Source organism: Paenibacillus sp. FSL H3-0457 (genome assembly GCF_037981725.1).
Taxonomy (GTDB): domain Bacteria; phylum Bacillota; class Bacilli; order Paenibacillales; family Paenibacillaceae; genus Paenibacillus; species Paenibacillus amylolyticus.
Genome location: NZ_CP150283.1, coordinates 6,312,386 through 6,332,483, shown reverse-complemented (window position 1 = coordinate 6,332,483; position 20,098 = coordinate 6,312,386). Strand labels below are relative to the sequence as shown.

At 43.0% G+C, this 20,098-nt stretch carries 11 protein-coding genes; all 11 read left to right on the top strand.

The window, feature by feature from the left end; all coding sequences use genetic code 11:
* Positions 1-84 precede the first annotated feature (84 nt).
* The 11 genes from MHH25_RS27910 (at position 85) to metK (ending at position 19,949) form a co-directional block, all read left to right on the top strand.
* A complete protein-coding gene (locus MHH25_RS27910; protein WP_076328736.1) occupies positions 85-2,106 on the top strand; it encodes a DUF5693 family protein in 2,022 nt (673 codons plus the stop codon).
* Entirely contained in the window at positions 2,082-3,263 is a 1,182-nt protein-coding gene (gene csaB / locus MHH25_RS27905; protein ID WP_076328737.1) for a polysaccharide pyruvyl transferase CsaB, read from the top strand. The genes MHH25_RS27910 and csaB overlap by 25 nt, the downstream gene beginning before the upstream one ends.
* A gap of 7 nt (positions 3,264-3,270) precedes the next feature.
* On the top strand, positions 3,271-4,032 hold the full coding sequence (locus tag MHH25_RS27900; protein ID WP_340018640.1) for a WecB/TagA/CpsF family glycosyltransferase: 762 nt from the start codon (positions 3,271-3,273) through the stop codon (positions 4,030-4,032).
* Between the two features lie 374 nt (positions 4,033-4,406).
* The gene (locus tag MHH25_RS27895) at positions 4,407-5,534 is read left to right on the top strand and encodes an MraY family glycosyltransferase (RefSeq protein ID WP_036612523.1); all 1,128 of its coding nucleotides are present in this window, start codon (positions 4,407-4,409) and stop codon (positions 5,532-5,534) included.
* Positions 5,535-5,699: 165 nt separating this feature from the next.
* Positions 5,700-9,593, top strand: coding sequence for an S-layer homology domain-containing protein (locus MHH25_RS27890; protein ID WP_076328738.1), 3,894 nt, complete (start codon positions 5,700-5,702; stop codon positions 9,591-9,593).
* A gap of 206 nt (positions 9,594-9,799) precedes the next feature.
* Positions 9,800-10,141, top strand: coding sequence for a hypothetical protein (locus MHH25_RS27885; protein ID WP_036612519.1), 342 nt, complete (start codon positions 9,800-9,802; stop codon positions 10,139-10,141).
* Positions 10,142-10,659: 518 nt separating this feature from the next.
* Positions 10,660-14,196: an S-layer homology domain-containing protein gene (locus MHH25_RS27880; RefSeq protein WP_076319211.1), complete on the top strand. Its 3,537-nt coding sequence runs from the start codon at positions 10,660-10,662 to the stop codon at positions 14,194-14,196.
* Between the two features lie 514 nt (positions 14,197-14,710).
* On the top strand, positions 14,711-17,341 hold the full coding sequence (locus tag MHH25_RS27875; protein WP_076319210.1) for a hypothetical protein: 2,631 nt from the start codon (positions 14,711-14,713) through the stop codon (positions 17,339-17,341).
* 135 nt (positions 17,342-17,476) lie between these two features.
* Complete coding sequence (locus MHH25_RS27870; RefSeq protein WP_036667757.1) at positions 17,477-18,070, top strand: hypothetical protein; 594 nt, start codon at positions 17,477-17,479, stop codon at positions 18,068-18,070.
* A gap of 148 nt (positions 18,071-18,218) precedes the next feature.
* Positions 18,219-18,491, top strand: a complete 273-nt coding sequence (locus tag MHH25_RS27865) for an alpha/beta-type small acid-soluble spore protein (protein ID WP_076319209.1) — start codon at positions 18,219-18,221, stop codon at positions 18,489-18,491.
* A 255-nt stretch (positions 18,492-18,746) separates the two neighbouring features.
* The gene (metK, locus tag MHH25_RS27860; protein WP_076254038.1) at positions 18,747-19,949 is read left to right on the top strand and encodes a methionine adenosyltransferase; all 1,203 of its coding nucleotides are present in this window, start codon (positions 18,747-18,749) and stop codon (positions 19,947-19,949) included.
* Positions 19,950-20,098 lie beyond the last annotated feature (149 nt).

Below are 20,098 nucleotides of genomic sequence, written 5' to 3'. Positions count from 1 at the left end.
GTAACCTATTGTATGAATGTTTAAATGAACGAATTACTTGAGCTGAACGTGCATTTGGTTCCAACACTTGAGGAGGTACATGTAGTGCGTCAAAAATGGCTTTATTGGAATAACGCTTCTCGGAAGTGGTTGTGGCTCGTCGTTATTATCGGTCTGGTCGCGTCCATCCCTGTAATCAGTGATCGGGTGCAGACAGAATCTTCTGCCAAAAAGGTGGAGCTTGTCTTTAACTATCGAGGACTGCTGGATATCTCAGCGTATCAGGCACATCCGCAAGATTTCATGAATGAACAATTGACTCGTCTAAAAGACGCAGGCGTAACAACGATGGCTGTGTTCGAAAGTACATTGGACGAGCTGAGAAAGACACGCCGACTAATGGTATATAACGGCCAGGATCTCGCAAACCTGACTAAAGATGTGATCCCTTCTAATGCAAATTACACGTATGTGTTATTTACATCAGAGGAAAACGCACAGACGTATACCCCTATTATTGAACAAACGTTCGCTGATCGGCAGATTCCGGTAGTACCATGGGAATATGAAGGTCGTAGCGGCTTAATATTGCAGACTCCTCCGGAGAATGCCAACATGCAGCCTTTGCAGCCCGATCCGGTTGCCGTGAAGATGCTGCGTGATAAAGGGTTCTACATTTTGCCGCGGATCTCGGACAGTGTGCCATATAGCCAGGAATCGATGGAGCGCTTGCTTACCTTCTTCGAACAGAATGGCGTAAAGCGCATCTTGTTTGATGGTGATGCTGTGAAAGGGTACAATGATAATGCAGACATGAAAAGTCTCGACCAATTCGCACAGTTGCTGAACAAACACAATATTGGTCTTGCAGCAATTGAGAACTTGAAGAAACCGCAGTCTGGATTCCAGACCCTCGCTTATAAAACGGATTACAACGTTACGCGTCTGTACTCGCTTAGTGATGGGGATGCCAATCTGGACGTAGATACGATTGCTGACCGTTTTGTTCTGGCAACCAAGGATCGCAACATTCGTATGCTCTATATGAATGCATCACCAAGCCGGAATACAGCAAAGGCTATGATTACAGATCCAATTGAGAATCTGATCAACAGCCTGGGTGAGCCGGGTCATGCCGTAGAACGCATGGCGAAGCATGGATTCGAGCTAGGACAAGCTGAAGCATTTACAGTTAAGGATTCTTCGATTCAGCGTTATGCCAAGCTGGTTGCTCTTGTTGGTGCAATTGCCATGATTGCACTTATGGTTTCTTATTTTATCCCCCTACTGACTTTGATCGCATTTGTGGTCGCTTTGGTGGGCAGTGCAGGATTGTTCCTCTTGAAACCAACGCTGCTGGAGCAAGGAATCGCCTTGCTTGTGGCAATCGCCGCGCCGACCATAGCGATGGTGCTGGCCGTTCGTACAGTGAACTATCAGCAACAGCGTCAACCCGACGCATCTGCGGGTCGTCGTTTGAAACAAACGTTGGTGTTATATGTAAGAACTTCGATTCTGTCATTCCTGGCGGTACCTTTTGTCATCGCATTGCTTAACAGTATTACGTACAGTCTGGTGATTAACCAGTTCCGCGGCGTGAGTCTGTTGCACTTTGCACCTATGGCACTGGTAGCGATATATATTGTGTTTTATCGTGGGTCGGGTTCATTCTCTATTAAGAAAATTAAAGAAATGCTTCGTATGCCAATTAATGTGTTAATGGTTGTTTTGGCGCTTGTTGCTGCCGTTGTTGGGTACTATTACTTGAGCCGTACAGGCAACTCGGGATCAGTAACACCATTTGAGATGTTCCTTCGTACCACGTTGGAAGATACGTTCGGTGTACGTCCGAGATTCAAAGAATTTATGCTGGGACACCCGCTATTTATCGTTGGCGTGTTCGCCGCTTTAAAATATCGTAAAGTCATCTTTGTGCTCATTATTGCAGCGATTGGACAGTTGTCCATGGTGGATACGTTCGCGCATATCCATACGCCGGCTGTATTGTCACTCATTCGTGGAGTGATGGGATTGGGACTTGGCTTAATCTTCGGTATCATTGCTGTGGGTGTGTGGCAAGTAGCGGAAGGATGTTGGAAAAAATGGTCACCACTTCTCAAAAGTTAGTCATCTCGGGGTATTACGGATTCCGCAATAGCGGAGACGAAGCGGTGCTAAAGTCGATTTTGACAGCGCTGGAAGAGGAAAGCCAAAGGTCGAACATAACCATTGAACCGATTGTTCTCTCGGGTGATCCCGAGTCGACAACCGCCATGTACGGTGTGCGCTCCGTGCATCGTATGAAATTGAAGGAAGTCCGTGAAGCACTCAAGGAGAGCGACGGGTTAATCAGTGGCGGAGGAAGTCTACTGCAGGATGCAACTGGACTGAAATCCATTCCTTATTATCTGGGTGTAATCAAGCTGGCCCAGTGGCTGAAAAAACCAACGTTTATCTATGCACAGGGGATTGGCCCTGTGAATCGTAAAATTTTTAATCCGATGATCAAATCGGTTTTTAAGGCCTGCACCTATGTATCCGTTCGGGATGAACAATCTGCAGACTACCTGCGTGGGCTCGGGTTACAGTGGAATCAGATCCATGTTGTACCTGACCCCGTAATGGGTTTGCCATTACCTGAAACAAAAGTTGAGAGGGGCGCAGGTGCTGTCTCAGCAAATGCTGCTACTCAAGCTAATCGAGTGGAACCTTCAACTGGAGGACATACCAAGCTTCCTGTGATCGGCGTATCGGTACGTTTCTGGGAGTCAGACCGGAAGGAACTTACGGCTATTGCCGCCGGATTGAAAAAGCTGTGCTCCAAAAGAGCGGTGCACTTGCGTTTTCTACCATTTCATCTGCCAGTGGATGAACAGGCATCACGATTCCTTATTGAAATGCTAGGTGATGTGACCAGCAAAGGCAGCGAGATTAGCATCACAGAAGATCTGACCGACCCTCAGCTTATGCTGGAGGAAGTCAGCAAGTGTGATCTCGTCATCGGTATGCGTCTGCACAGTCTGATCTATGCGGCTTCGCAATATGTGCCTCCGGTGGGTATCTCGTATGATCCGAAAATTGATCAATTCCTGCTTCGTCTGGACAGTGAACCAGCAGGCAATACGGATACACTCGATGGCGACAAACTCGCCAAGACTGTTGTTGGACTGCTGGATCAACGTTCACAGTGGTTGAAGGAACATGAAGAAGGCATCACCCAACTGAAGCAGGAAGCCAGAGTGCCTGCACAGCAGATTATTAACTATTTAGGCCGCAAAGGATGAGATAAAGATGAGTCAGACCGGATCAATACCTACCGTTTCAATCTACGGCATTCCTTTTTCCAAACTGACGATGAAAGAAACGGTAAAGGTTCTCCAGGAAGCTGTGCTGTCCAAGCAGACACCACATCAGGTCATCACAGCCAACCCCATTATGGTTATGGCCGCATTGGAAAATCCCGCAATCATGGAAGTCATGCAAGCTGCGGAATTGATTGTTCCTGATGGAACAGGTGTCGTATGGGCTGCAAACTATTGTGGAGATCCTGTAGCTGAGCGAGTGCCGGGTTTTGAGCTTTTACATGAATTGCTGCGTGTTGGAGAAAACTATCGATGGGGCGTATATCTGCTTGGTTCCACCCCTGAGGTGATTCAAGAAACGGCAGTTCGGTTACAACAGCAATATCCGGCGATTCGAATTGTGGGTTATCGCGACGGTTATTTTGGTCCGGCTGAGGATGAACAGGTCATCGCTTCTATTCGGGAATCGGCACCTGATCTGTTGTTTGTAGCACGTGGGGCGGACACCCAAGAACCGTGGATTCACAAGCACAAAGATGCACTACAGGTTCCTGTAACCATGGGCGTTGGCGGCAGCTTTGATGTGATTTCGGGCAAAACCAAACGTGCGCCTATGCTGTTCCAAAAGTTAAGACTGGAGTGGTTCTATCGCTTATTGCGTGAACCAAGCCGGGCTGGACGGATGCTTGCGCTTCCGAAATTCGCTGTTAAGGTGATGCGTGACAAAGAAAACGTGACGAAAGTCCGTTAAAAACAGGTAATTGCGAGATAAATGCGTGTTTTTGCTAGAAATTGAGGATGGCTTTTCGGGTGTGATGAGCGTATAATTCATTCCGGATTACATGTGTGCCACTCCATGAAAACAGAAGCGTTACACTTGGCACTACGATTGCAAGGCAACCTGTCGATCGCCGTTATCCCCAGATTTCCTTTTATCCTTTTCCAAAGGATGAAATCCGGTGATAAATGCGAACGTTACACTTCTCTAGTTTTCCTTGCACTCTCCGTTATCGTGTAACAAAATTTTTCATCAAAAGTGACTAACAAATAATTTTTTATATATAAAAAGAGATCAGGGGATTTATAATTTCGTACAGGTATTATAATTGGGGGTCGAATGTTCAAATGGTAGCGATCTTTATCATTGGATTTATCGTGTCAATGGGACTGGCTCTTGCCCTGACACCACTTGTCAAAAAGTTCGCAGTCCGCATTGGCGCAATGGATACGCCGAATGCACGTAAAGTACACACACGGATCATGCCACGTCTTGGTGGTCTGGGGATATTCCTGGCCTTTATTATTACAGTTGCTGCATTGCTTCCTTTTGTATCGGCATGGTTCACAACTCGGGATATGAGTTTTGTCAGTGCGTTTCTCATTGGTGGAACAATTATCGTGCTGATCGGAGCACTCGATGATCGGTTTGAACTGTCGGCCAAAGTGAAGTTGCTTGGTCAGATCGTTGCTGCTTCTGTCGTTGTATTTGGATTTAATATCCGGGTAGATTTCGTTAACATTCCTTTTCAGGATTCCTATTCTTCACTCGAAGCTTGGGTATCCATTCCTCTGACGATCTTATGGATCGTTGGTGTAACCAATGCGATTAATCTGATTGATGGTCTGGATGGTCTGGCTGCCGGTGTATCTGGTATTGCAATTGGTACCATTGCCGTGATGTCCTTCCTGATGGGTAACATGATGATTGCCTTGATGTGTCTTGTATTGCTGGGTAGTATTATCGGATTCCTATTCTTCAACTTCCACCCTGCCAAGATCTTCATGGGGGATACCGGATCACTATTCCTTGGTTTCTCTCTGGCGATGCTGTCCATGCTGGGATTCAAACAAATTGCTATCGTGTCCTTTATTACACCGCTGATCATTATCGGTGTGCCGCTCTCGGATACCTTCTTCGCGATTATCCGTCGTGCGGTACAACGGAAACCGATTTTCGCACCGGACAAAGGTCACCTTCATCACTGCTTGCGTGAACTTGGATTCAGTCACCGTCAGACGGTACTGATCATATACGGAATTGCCGCGTTCTTCGGAGTTCTGGCGATTATCCAATCTTCCGCTGCCATGTTTGAAGCGAACTGGGTAACGTTTGTGGTCATCTGTATCATGATGTTCTTCCTCCAAGTGGGAGCAGAAGTTATCGGGCTTGTTAGCAAAACGAGAAGACCGGTTATTAACTTCCTGATGCGTATGCGCGTCAAGTTGAATCCGGAGACCCGTTCGAAATCATAAATAGATAAATGTAATGGTTACAGCTATTCTTGAATATTATTCCAGACCCAACCTTATCCCTAGTGGATAAGGTTTTTTGTTTATTTTGAGATTTTTACTAAATAATTGGTACCTTTTGCCGATATATAAAGGTAACTGACTTAAAAAGAGGAGAGATGATATTTAATGCTGCGTATGAAAAAGCCAATTGTTTGGCTAATGCTGATAGCGCTGGTAGTAACTCTGGTTCCCGCTGGCTATGCACCAGTTGCATCGGCCGCGGGACAGACAAGTTACTTTACTCCTGACAATGCTGGGAATGTCCAATTGAAAGATACAGTAGGACTGAAGTTGAGCGGAAACAGTGCCAATGCGGATGTGTTGTCTCGTACATCAGCTTTTGTTGTTACAGGAAAGGAACAGGTTTTAACAGGAACATTCACCAATGTTACAGGTTCAACACTCGGAGTGAATGTTCAGCTGATGAATCTCAAAGGTGACACTTGGACTCCTGATAGTACACGTGTTGCACCAGGGGTAGTAACTGTTGATCCTAATCGACCGGATAATCGGTTTAGATCAACCATTACACTGTTCCCAGGGATGAATAAAATTACGTTTACAGGTTCCCAAGGACCAAGTGAACGCTCTGAGAGTTTTTATATTTTATACGATTCCGTCCCATACATTGAGAAGTTGCAAGTCCTTGGTGGAGCGGATAACCTCAACTTGAATGAGGGATCTCAGGTTGTGGTTAACACCGGCGAAGTTACAATTCAAGGTGTTGCGCAGAACTCATCCAAAGTAACGATATCGTTGAATGGTGGCTCGGAGCTGCCTACATCACTATTGCAGGATGGTACATTCTTCTCTCCGGTACTGACACTAAAATCAGGTGAGAATACCCTAAGAATGACGATTGAGAGTGGCGTCGATAAGAAAGTATTTAATTATTCTTTGTTATATTATGATGAAACAAAACCATTCACTCAGTTGGATTTAATTGAAGGTGCAAACGGGCTGCCGCAGAGTATGCTTTCATCAGCTAGACCGACCTATGGAGGCACTCCTGCTAGTGCCAATGTGAAAGCACAGTTATTGCTTCCGGGAGCTGATGTTACTGAAGTTCCGGTCATTGATGTCGATGGAAATGGGAACACGGGTGTAAGTAATGTAAATGTGGAACATATCCCTAGCGTGGGACAAAACACACCGGCTTATGTCCTAATTTCCTTTGATATTAACCCGATCACATTCAACGGAGCTCCTGACCGATTACAGAATCATAGTCTATCGGTAGACTATGGGGATAAAAAAGTTACAACAAGTATGAATTTTGAATATGTACAAGATGCAGTTGTAATTACAGGATTGAAGTATCTTAGAGACTACAATGGGTCTGGTACTGTTCCAGATGGAATACCACTTGATGGTGCCAGCGTAAGTGGATCTAACTTTTATATTTTAGTGGAGACTAGCAGAGCACCGAGTGATCCAAAAACTTTGGTTGCGGACTATCTGCCTAGAGGAACAAGCACAATTACCGTGAACCATGTAGGTCCGCTTAGTGCGACAGATACTACAAAAAATATTTACGAGATTAAAGGGTTCAAAACGGGAAATCAAGTTGTTCAATTTAAGTATTCCGGATCGAGCACAGGTCGGAATGCAACGATTTCATTCGCTTCAAAGAGCTTTATCTCTGTAGAAAATCTTACTGATGGTCAAACTCATGATTTGAAAGACAATGCCACAGGCGTTCCAATTCTGGGTCAGTACATTGGATTTGATACGCTTAGCAGTCCATATTTTGTAGCTGAAATTTTTGCCAACGGTACAAAAGCATATTCTACTGAGGGTAGCGGAAATACGGATTTCCCACGCAAGTTGAACCTGGGGGCAGATGGAACAATTAATAGCGTGATCATTCCTATTGGAGAACCCGATGGCTTGTTATTTTTCGGTGAGAACCGAATTGTGCTGACAGGAACAACTAAGGATGAGAACGGACAACTTAAAGAGGTATCTAAGGAACTTCGAATCTATATTAATGATAATAATATTTCGAACATTCGAAACTTCCAACCTGCAATTACGAAAGGTCGACCAGAATTTATTGAACCATTAGACCAGGATGCACAATGGGTCAAAGATGCTTTCAATATGTCACCAGAGTTTGTGTATTCTGATAATAAAATCACCACCAGCTTGAAGAACTTTGATATTGTCATTCGCGGAGCAGGTGCGACACGGATGAGTTTGAGCATGGGGACTCAGAAGATATTCGATCAGGACATTCCAGATGGAAACACGGCAACTTGGGACAATGCAAAGATTGATCCTCAGTATGCACTGGATAATGGTACTGTTACAGTTGACAGAGCAGGTCGCCAACAGGACTTTGTTATTCGTCTGCGTAATCTGAAAATGGATACACCAGGAACGTATATCTATACACTAGACCTCTTCAATCGGACGGGAGCGAAGACCAGTCAGAAACTTGAAATTGTTAAAGAAGTAACTGGATACCGTATTTTATCACCTAAACCGACTTCAGGTGATCGTGTAGTTGTAAATAAGAACTTTGTTCATTTTGACATCGAAGCAGAAGGTGCAACAGGGGTTATCATTGATAAAGAACCTGCACAGAAGCTGCAAGGTGTAGAGACAGATCGCTTTGTCCTGGATTATGTAGGGTTGAAGCCGGACAAATCTAATAAAATTAAACTAACCATTAACCGTGATGGTGTAACAACCACTGACACTATTGATGTATTCTACACAACAAGTCCAGGTATAGATTCCCAATACATGGCTCCGAAAGTAGCTAATAAGTATTCAGCCTTTAATAAAAAGCTGGAATTGAGTTTCCCGAAAGGTACAGTTATGGAAAGTACTGATATTCGCGGAATCAAGAAATTTTATCCAGACAATAAACTTCTCTTTGGTATCGCAGATCCCAATAATGGTATTGTAGAGCGTCGCAATGATTATGGCACTGTCATGGGCGTAGGTGCAGAGAGAGGTGAGGGTGACCCAGTAAACTTCGATGTACAAGAAGAATACTTCAGAAGATTTTCTGCCATTGTAGGAGATACATTGAACTTCAGTCCAATTTCTGATATTTATTGGGTCAGCGGTGGTCTCGGAGAATATGGTTCAAGAGATTCAACAACGTATAAAGCGCCGACAAATGGTATCGGACCGTATACACCTGACGCTCTATACGGAGATGTTAAAGTACCAGCGGAGCGTACAATCAAGCCTTCACAGCGTGGAACATTGACACTGACCTATGATTCAAATGTAGTAGATGATGCTGGAACGACTATTTCCGTCTTCTATTACACACCAGGACGCGAGTGGAAACGAATTGGTGGAGAAGTGGATTCCAAGAAACACACAGTTACTGTGCCATTTGATCAGTTCGGATATTATAAAGTCATGAAATTAAGAAGAAGTTACAACGACATCACGAATCATGGATGGGCTAGAAATATTCTGAATGCGTTATATGCTAAAGGTTTCATGCAACCGATTCGTTTCGAACAATTCGGAACAGATGATCGTGCATCCCGTGGCGAATTTGCTACCATTCTCGTCAAAGGATTGAACTTGCCGATTACTGCTGATAATAAACCTACATTTACAGATGTAGGAGCAGGGACAAGTTCATTTACATGGGACTACGCAAGTATTGAAACGGCAGCCAGAGCGGGTATTGTATCAGGACTTACGGATGGAAACTTTGGTCCGGATCAACCTCTTACAAGAGAGCAAGCAGCTGTAATGATCGCAAGAGCCCTTGAATTAAAGTTAGCCAGCAATGATAGCAAGTTAACTAGTGCATTGGCCAAATCCTTTATTGACTCAGGAAGCATGGAAGCTTATTCAAGACCAGCGATACAAGCGGTGACGAAGGCTAAAATTATGGAGGGATCTCCAGTCACAGTTGCAGGTCAGAAGAAGCCACAGTTCGCTTTTAATCCAAAAGGTAATCTGACACGTGCAGAAGCGGGTAAAATTGCAGTAGAATTGCTCAAGAAGAGCACAAAAGTATTCCCTAAAACCTTGAGTTAATTCATTTGATACATCGATGCAATTTAGGAAGGACCTGTCCCTTACTCTAAAGGGGCAGGTCCTTTTCATGGCTGTCAATGAATTGACATAGAGTACTTTTATAATAGAAGAAACAGAATTATTACCAATAACTATTTTTGTAATTTGCTAGAGTTTAAGATACAATAACGGTAAATACACAATGATCTAGAGGGTGAAGTTAGCTAATGAAACCGATTTATTCGAAAGCCCAGCTGGGCTACATGAAGGCAAAGACACAGTTTGAGAAGCAGGCAGTCATTCTGGAGAAAAAGTTGGAAGATACACGCAAGACTCAGGAGATCTCTCAGGAAGTTATGGAAGGGCTTGTACAGTCCACTGGCTTCCATGATGCGTATAACAATCTGGTTCTGGCTGAGAATGAGTTGATTGAATGGTCTCACACAACGATGAAGCATGAGAAAACGTACCGTGAGAACAGACAACCAATTGACGATATGTATCTGAGATTGAACAGTGATCCAAATATGCGTGCTCAAATTATTGAACTCGCGATGAAGATTAAATAACTTATATTTCCAGAACTGCAGGAAAAGCATCCCAATAGGGGTGCTTTTTTATTTTATTTTTTGTGAATTTTGTCGCTTCATAGGTTGAAGTTGCGGGTATAAATAAACGTTGGTAGCACAGACAAACCAGAGATCACCATTCCAGATTCACTGCTGTATCAACGGTTTGAAAAGGTTTTGAATGGCTTCAATACCCGCACTGGACCTATACATAAAAAAAATCAAAACTTTTTTTGTGCAATCCGCAACTTTTTGAAATCTACTGCGTTTAAAGTGTAGAGTCGAAAACATTGGGCCTGTTACCAAGAATGACCTCGTGAAGAATCTTGTCTATTTTTTAGAAAAAATTGCTTTACGGCACGAGAGACCCATTGTATAATACGTAAGGTAGGATTAGGAAACTACTCTATTTACGTGTGATTCTGCTTTATTAACTAGTTTACAAGTTTCTGTGATATGCTCACAGACATCATTTATATTAACTTGCTCACAACTCTGGAAAGGGGGTGCAACAATATATGAGGAATACGAGCGACCCTATTAAAGAAAATTCAAATGTTATGAACGCCCAAGGAGGAGAAAAAAAGGTTATGAAGAAAATTTTATCCGTAGCATTGTCTACAGCAATGGCATTCTCAATGTTTGCATCTGTAGCATTCGGTGACACAGCAGTTTCCCCGCAACAACAGTTTGATGCATTGAAAGCAAAAGGTATCTTCAACGGTTATCCGGATGGTACAGCAGGTCTTGACAAAGACATGACTCGCGCTGAGTTTGCAAAAGTTATCACTAAATTGCTGGGTCTGAAAGAGATCACTGGAACTCTTTCTTACACTGACAAAAACTACACAGCTAAAAACTGGGCTGTACCTTACATCGAAGCAGTAACTGCTGCTGGTATCATGGAAGGTAAAAACGTTGAGAAGAAAATCTTCGACTTCAACGGTAAAGTGACTGTGTCCGAGATGGCTACAATCCTGACTCGTGCATTGGATCTTGAAATCCCAGCTGAAACAAACAACACTGCTCCAGCTTGGGCTAAAGGTTATGTGCAAGCAGCAATCAACGCTGGTTTGGTTGATGCAAACACTAACTTCACAGCTAACGCTTCCCGTGAATTGCTTGTAGGCGCTGCTTACTCAATTGACCAAGCGCAAAGCTTGAAAGTATCTTCTTACACAGTAACTGAAGGTGGAAAAGTTGTTGAATTCAAAATCAGCGACGGCGAAACTGTAAAAGTTACTTTGGATAAAGCTCTTGAAGCTAACAAAGAAACTGAAGTGAAATTTACTTACAAAGAAAAATCTTTCACTGAAAAAGTTACTTATGTTGTAGAAGCTGCAACTAAAGTACAATCCGCTACTTCCACTAACCTGAAAGAAGTAGACGTTGCTTTTGACGGTAAAGTAGACAAAGCTACTGCAACTGACAAAAACAACTACACAGTGGACAGCAATTCTAAAGGAATCAAATCCATCACTTTGTTGGCTGACGGTAAAACAGCACGCCTGTTGTTGAACGAATCCAGCAAACTCACGCAAGGTACTACTTACAAAGTAGTTGTTAAAAACGTGAAATCTTCTACTGGTACTGTATTGCCACAAGGTGAAGTTTCCTTCACATCTGCTGACAACACTTTGCCTACAGTAACTGAAGTAAAAGCTCTGGGAACTAAAGTTATCAAAGTAACTTTCTCTGAGCCAATCGTAGCTCCGACAAGCAGCAACTTCCAATTGGATGACAAAGCTTATGTGGGTGCTGTAACTTTGGGAGCTAACCAACGTGAAGTAATCTTGCGTGACTACACAGGAACTATTTCTGAAGGTGCACACAAACTGACTACTTCTTTGGTTGAAGACTTTGCTGGTTTGAAATCTCTGTCTGCAACAACTGATTTCACTGTAGCAGCTGATACTGAAGGTCCTAAAGTGACTGAAGTTTCTGCAACATTGGAAAAAGTAACAGTTACTTTCGACGAAGAAATTGATCCAGATTCCGTAACTAACGACAGCTTCTACTGGAAATCCGGTTCTACTAACAAAACTGGTACAGTAACTCAGGTTGCTTCTAACGTTTACGAAGTTCAATTTACTTCCGCTAATCGTTTGCCTGGATATGAGTCCACTTTGTTTGTAGAAGTAAAAGACTACTCCGGTAATGCTAATGCTGTGAAAGAACACAAAATCAACGCAACTGTTGACTTGGTTCGTCCACAAGTAGTTGAAGTTGCATACGGAAGCCGTGTTTCTAACAAACTGACAGTTCGTTTTGATAAAGCTGTGGAAATCAAATCAACTGACAGAGAATTCTTCACAATTAAAAAAGGTAACGACACAATTCCAGTAAAATCCATTGAAAATGTTGATGGTAAAATCTTCAACCTGGAATTCTACAACAACCTTGAATACGGCACATACTCAATTAAAGTAGCTGGAGTTAAAGATACTACTGCTCTTGCAAATACTGTAGTTGAATACAATGGCACTTTCATTGCTAGTGACTACAATGCACCTGTACTTAAAGGTGAAGTAGATGCTAACAATAGTAGCCGCAAAGTAACACTGAACTTTGACAGAGATATGGACCTTGCAAGATTGAACAATGCTAACAACTACTACATCAAATTCACTAAAGAAGGTTCTAATGTTACTGAACAACGTTCGTTGCCAGCTGATGTTAGAGTAAATGCTGTGAATGGTGGTAAATCAGTTACATTGTTGTTCCCTGAATTCATTGATGGAACAAGAGTTACGTTCGGATCAACTGGTTCTGTATCCAGCATTACTGTTGCAGGACTGCAGTCTAGAACTGGCCAAAATGTAGCTATCCAAGATTTCGCAACAGTGGTTAACCCTCTTGCTGTGAAAACTGTTACACAAAAAGATACTAAAACTTTCGAAGTTGAGTTCAATAAAGTTGTTGCAAATGCAACTACTTCTGACTTCAGAGTAGGTAACTCAATTCCTTCTTCAGTTTCAATTGATGGAACTAAAGTTACATTGAAAACAACTACTGAGTTCTCCACAGGAACTTCTGTAACAGTACTTGCTAACCGTGCTCAGTCTTACTCTGAGAACGTGCTCGCAACTGAATTCAGCACTAATACTACTAATGCTGTTGCTCCAAAAGTTGCAGTAAGCAATAGTGCACCTCTTCCACAAGTTGACCAATCTGTGAAAATTCCATTCACTGTGAAACTGGCAACTGATTACAAAGATGCTCCTATTGTAGCTGATATTGCAAGTGATTTGATCGTTACAAGAATTGGAGAAAACGCTGCTAGTCCGTTGGTTGCTAAAGTAGACTATACTACTGCAATTGATGCTACTGATACTACTGGTAAAACAGTTATCGTGAAATTCTTGAATACAAACTACAACGATGAGTATTCAATCAAAATCAAAAAAGATCCTAATTACATCCGTGCATTCAGCGATGCTGAAAAAGTTGCTGCTGAGTCCGACACGTATACTACATCTACAAACAACTGGGAGAATGAAGCACCTGTAGCTATCAACACAGCTACTTACGCTGTAACTACTGCCGGTGAAGTTGCTAAAGATACAGTAGGTGGCTTGACAATTTCAGCTAAAACTGTAGGAACTGCAGCAAATGATACAGAATTCAAAATTGTACTTCGTCCTACTCAAACAAATCCAGTAGTTGTTAGTGGATCTAATATCTTCGTTAAAGATAACACTGTAACTAATCAACAAGTTATTGATGCTCTTGAAGATGTAGAGTTTGAATATGATGTAGAGCTTGCTGGTACTGCAGTTGCTGCTGATCTTGTTGATACTGGTGATTTCAAATTAGCTGGTGGCGTTGATTCAGCAGGTAATGTAGTTGTAGTATTTGCTAAAGACATTGCAAAAGTTGAAAATGTTACTATTAATGGAAAAGCATATGCGGCTGATGTTGCTAAGCTTGGTACTGATAAGAAAACATTAACAATTAATGTAAACAAAGATGTTGTTGTTGGCAAACAAGTATCTGTGAAAGCAACAGATACAAAAGGTCAATTCGATACTGTTACTAAAACAGTTACAAACTAATTTTGAATAGTGCACCAGGAGAGAATTCTCTCCTGGTGCATTTTTTATTTTAAAAATTTAACTTTAAAACTTTTCTATAATCAAAGCAATTAAATTATATTGAAAGGAGTCAATAAGTAAACAATAACTGTCCATTTATCATAACTTTTTCTATTCTTATATAAGTAATTCCCTAAATCATTCGATTAAACTCTTATTTGAGTAATGGGTTCTCTACTATTTGTATAAATTTTTGAACTCCTTTAATATTTATTTCAAATATAGAAACTAGACTCACAACGATTTTTCAAATAACAGCTGAATAAGCGGTACAAGTAAAAGATGCACTTTTTATCCGTTCTAATGGAATACCAGCAATGCAGTCAGAGTTTTACACGACAACTAAGAATGATCAATCAATAGTAGATTAGAGACCCACCATATTCTCACTGCAAAAACCAACAACATCGTAACTTTCTCTCCCTGCTAAACGTTTATACTATATAGCAACAAGCAACTTATGGGAGGTTTGGAAGTGAATCATAAAAAGGTCATAACGACTTTGATAACTAGTATGTTATTCATCAGTTCAAGTGGAGGCTTAGTAGCTGCAGCAAGTACACCAGCTACAAATAACAGCGCAACAACAAAGAAACAACAGACAACAACCACGAACAAAGTCGTACATACACTGGCTAAGGTACCTTCGGTTAAAGTAACTGCGCGGAGTACCGTGAAATTAACCGACGTCAATATCTTGTCTCAAGATGACGGGAATACGGTGACGTATACACTAACGTATAAAAATAATGACAGCACACCGATGATGATGCTCGATTATTGGAGCAAAGTGAAAACAAAAGGTGGAACAAGCTTCTCTCCGAAACTGATCGCCAAGGATCAAGAGAAGAAGACAGTATCACCTGGTTCCACGGTGGATCTCACATATGTTATGAAGGTTGGACGTGAAGTGAAATTAAGTGATCTGAACTTCCTGATTGTAAAGTGGGATTTCAGTAAACCAAATTATGAAAGCACGCTGGGGAAATTCAATGTTCCTGCATCATATAGCATCACTACACCTGTAGGGAAAACGAAGACGGTTCGTCTGAGTGACTCAGCCGTCAAGGTTAAAGTCTCTGGTATTAAAGTGTATCCGGGTGAGAATAAGAAGCAATACGTCAAAGTCGGCGTAAACCTGAATAATATCAGTTACAAGCTGTTGGATAATCCAAACATCAAGTGGATTCTACGTACACCAGGTGGTACGAATTATCCGTTGACCCCGGATAAGGATAGTACAGGTGTCAGCATTCAGGCACAGGCCAACAAAACGTTAAATTTAATGGCTTCATTGCCTACAGCATTGAAACTGGAAAAGTCCGAATTACTTCTTGTGGAAGAACAAGGTGAAGAGAAGACTGCTCTGCCAGTGGCTGCATTACAGCTTCCTGAAGCTAGCCAAACGAATGTAAACGTAGTAGCGAATCAACCGAACATTATCTCGATTGATGGACAACCTGTATCGACTCTTCTGGAATCTGCTCGTGTCCGTGGCGAGGATGAAGAGTTCGATCTAACGATGCAGTGGGTCATTAAGAACCAAGGGAAAAAAGAAGTTAAGGTTCCCAAATACGCATTAGAGATCCGTACAGAAGATGGTACTTCCTATCCGATCGAGACGAAGGCACTAGATGATCTGAAGTTGAAGCCAGGTGCGACTAAAACGATCAAACTGAACTCTACGATTCAAGGGAATGGGGATACCAGCAAAATCAAATTATATGCGATGACACCTACAACCAAAGATGAGAGCAAAGAAGGGGAAACGTCTGGTGGAGGTACAAGTGGTTTTGAGTTCTCCTATCCGGTTGGCATCTATGCTATTCCTGAATCTGTAACAAGTGGAGATGGACTTACGACAGAAACGGTAATTAAGAATAGTAAAGGTACATTCGGGGTATCTGTTGGCTCCTTGCAACGGCTTCCATGGACAGACAGTGATATTATTGCTGCCAAGGTCACCATCCGTAATGCATCGGCCAAAACAGTTCAATTGCCAGAACTGGAAGCGATGTTCACAATCGATTCCGCACGCATTGATGGAGATACGAAGCTGATTCGTGCAGAAGGCGGCAAGTTACTAGGTTCTGGTATGGTCACCGAAGCTTATCTCCTGACGAAGATTCCATCTGAACTCAATATGAGCCGTCTGGAATTAACTTTGCAGGAGAAAGTAAGTGAGGAAGAAAAGAACGATTGGATTACTCTTAGTACGTCCGGTTTAATTCAGCCCCTCTCTTATGTAGGCGAAGGGAAAACCTATACTCAAGGAACTGCAGATAAAGAAACAGAGCTGGGCATACGCAGAACATATGTATATCCGGGATCTTCGTCCGATATTGTATACACCGAATTCGAGATGACGAATAAGTCTCTGCGTCAGAGTGGCCTTGCGAAGTTGGTAGGATACTACAAAACAGCAGATGGTCAATATTACAAAGCAACAGCTAAGCAGGCAAACCGTGTACCGGGACCAGGTCAGAAGAGTATTGTTACGTTCTGGGCCAAAGTGCCGAAGAGTGTAAAAACATTATCTGATATGCGTCTGATTGTAGGTGAAGGGGTTGCTGATAACAAGTTTGTCACCGGTGAAGGTGAGGCAACGGCTTATGTTAATGCCATGTCATTTGAAGTACAGCCGAAATCATTATCTGTTCTATCTTCTCTGAATGATATCGACTTGTATCCGTTCAAATTCTCGGGTAGCAATATTAAAGCTTACCTTACAGGTGGAACGGCAGTACAGATTGAGATGATCTACTCCTTAACACAGGAGGAAGCTGTGGATAGTGGAGAGTACGGACACAAGCTGATTCTGTCTATAACTGATGGGTCAGGAAAAGTGTTTGATAAAGAGCTCACACCAGGAACTGATCTGAAGACAGGTATTAATCAGACGCTCAACTGGAGTATTGATGATACGGTATTTGATAAAATACGTGGTGGCTCATATCGCGTAGCCTTGTATGATGTTTTCGAAGGTCAACGAATTCGTCTTGCAGAACAAGGTTATAGTTACGATGTATCCAAACTGCCTAAAGAAGAACCGATCATCCCGGAGTTCCCGGAAGAGGGTTCTAATAATCCCAATAATAATCGGTAATTTGTACGAAAATTAAGATATTTTAAAGCTAAGACCTCGCTTCCACATCTACGGAAGCGAGGTTTTGCTTGTCGCATGTCTATTTTTTCTCTATAGTTAAAGTTAATAGATTACCAGAGGAGGAAAATGATTCACATGAAACCTTATATGAAAGTATCCCTCGCTGCGCTCGCCATTGGTGTTGGCGTGTGGGTTGGGTCGGTATACAGTAATACAGCAATCGGTGCAGGTACAAGCCAGCCAGGAACAGCAGATGATCCGGTTGTAACAAAGAGTTATGTAGATCAGCAGATTCAACAGGCTTTGGGCGGTAAGATCCCGACTGGAGGAGGAAGTACCAATACGGGAACAGACAGCAATGCAGGAAATGGTAACAACACTGGCTCTACAGGAACCGGGAACTCCGGTAGCACAGGTGGAGACACATCCCTTCCTCCACTGGTCTCGGGCGCTTCTGAAGCCGTTGAGATCGTAACCGTAAAGCCGGGTCAACAGCTGATCGGCAAGTCTGGCGCAGAGTTCATTGTACGTAGCGGCAAAGCTGTGATCGTCAGTGAAGGTACGAATGGCGTAGCTGATCTGACGGACGGGATTGATCTGACGAATGGACAGGCAGCGCCGACCAATCACCTGCTCTCTTTTCCAAGGGATGGACGGGGGATCACGGTATTGGAAGGAAACAAATATAGCTTAACTGTAATGGTTCGTGGTGGATATACTCTGAAATAGGATTTGTAGCTGTTAAAGGAATTATTCATTAGTTATACATTTCATTTGCTCAGATTACCCAGTTCTAACAAACATTAATACGGCTAGCCAGCCTTGTTCCTGCTCACTCTATAACTGTTGACAATCAATTAATGGAGGTGCAGGAATCATGGCTAGAGGCAATCGCAAAGTGGTACCCGAAAGTCGTCAAATGCTGGATCAGATGAAGTATGAGATTGCTGCAGAGTTTGGTCTCAATGTAGGTTATGGTGGCAGAGGTTTAGCTGGTGCGGATACAGAATTTGGATCTGAACTGGGTGAAGTGAGTGATCACTCCTATGGGCAATACAAAGGGTGGGGACATCTGACTTCCCGCGAGAATGGATCGGTTGGTGGAGAGATCACCAAAAGGCTAATTCGCCAGGCAGAACAGCACTTATAGGGCATTTTCCTTACCCCATTTCGTTTGACACGTCTTGACAAATACGTTAAGATGGCACTTGAGGTATGCAACCTTTTCCACTAGGGAAAGGTTGATTTTCGTTTGAGGCAATTACCTGAAAAATCCTTATCTTCGGTACTGCGGACTCTGCGTCCTTATTCCATTTTGGAAAGCTTCGAGGGTACAGTGAACGAATCGCTGTCATGTTTTGTTCGGGCAATCGCCATACTACTAGTTATGGGAGGTTGAAACTTCATGTCTGTTAAAGGCCGGCATCTATTTACATCGGAGTCTGTAACTGAAGGACATCCGGATAAAATCTGCGATCAGATCTCAGACGCCGTATTGGACGCGTTCCTGGCGAACGATCCTAATGCTCGCGTAGCTTGCGAAGTTTCCGTAGCCACAGGCTTAGTGCTTGTCATCGGTGAAATCAGTTCAGCGTCTGAATACGTGGACATTCCGTCCATCGTTCGTAATACAATTAAGGAAATTGGGTACACCAATGCCCAGTTCGGTTTTGATTATAACACTTGTGCAGTTCTGACTTCTCTGAATGAGCAGTCTGCTGATATTGCCCAAGGCGTTAACGCAGCGTTTGAGAACCGTGACCCGGAACAAATGGCTCGTGAGACAGAAAACATTGGTGCAGGTGACCAAGGTCTGATGTTCGGTTTTGCAACGAACGAAACACCTGAACTCATGCCTTTGCCAATCGCTCTGTCCCACCGTATTGCGCGTCGTCTGGCGGAAGTGCGTAAGAACGGTACATTGGAATATCTTCGTCCGGATGGTAAAACGCAAGTAACGATTGAATACGACGGTGACAAACCGGTACGTGTGGATACAATCGTTGTGTCTACTCAGCACGCTGAAGAGACTACGCTGGAGCAGATCCAAAAAGATATCAAAGAACATGTAATCTTGCCTGTTGTTCCAGCTGGATTGCTGGATGAGCAGACTAAATATTTCATCAACCCAACAGGACGTTTCGTTATTGGCGGACCTCAGGGAGATGCAGGCCTTACTGGACGTAAAATCATCGTAGATACCTACGGCGGTTATGCACGTCACGGCGGTGGTGCGTTCTCCGGTAAAGATCCGACAAAAGTAGACCGCTCAGCAGCATATGCAGCTCGTTACGTAGCGAAAAACCTTGTTGCTGCAGGTCTTGCAGACAAATTGGAAATCCAGCTCGCTTACGCGATTGGTGTAGCCAACCCGGTATCGATCAATGTGGATACATACGGAACAGGCAAAGTCAGCGAAGAGAAATTGGTTGAGCTTGTGCGCAACAACTTTGATCTTCGTCCGGCTGGCATCATTCGTATGCTGGATCTGCGTCGCCCAATTTACAAACAAACCGCTGCTTACGGTCACTTCGGCCGTACAGACCTGGATGTACCTTGGGAGCAAGTGGATAAAGTAGACCTTTTGAAAACTCAAGCAGGTCTGTAAGTTAGGTGCAATAGTAATGGAGCCCTTGATTCCGTTAAGGAATTAAGGGCTTTTTTGTGCTTCCATCGATTTCACTGCTTGTCATGGACAAAGGAAAAATTATGGAATAAATCCCCAAATAACTAAATGAAATCCCTTCTCTAACCGAA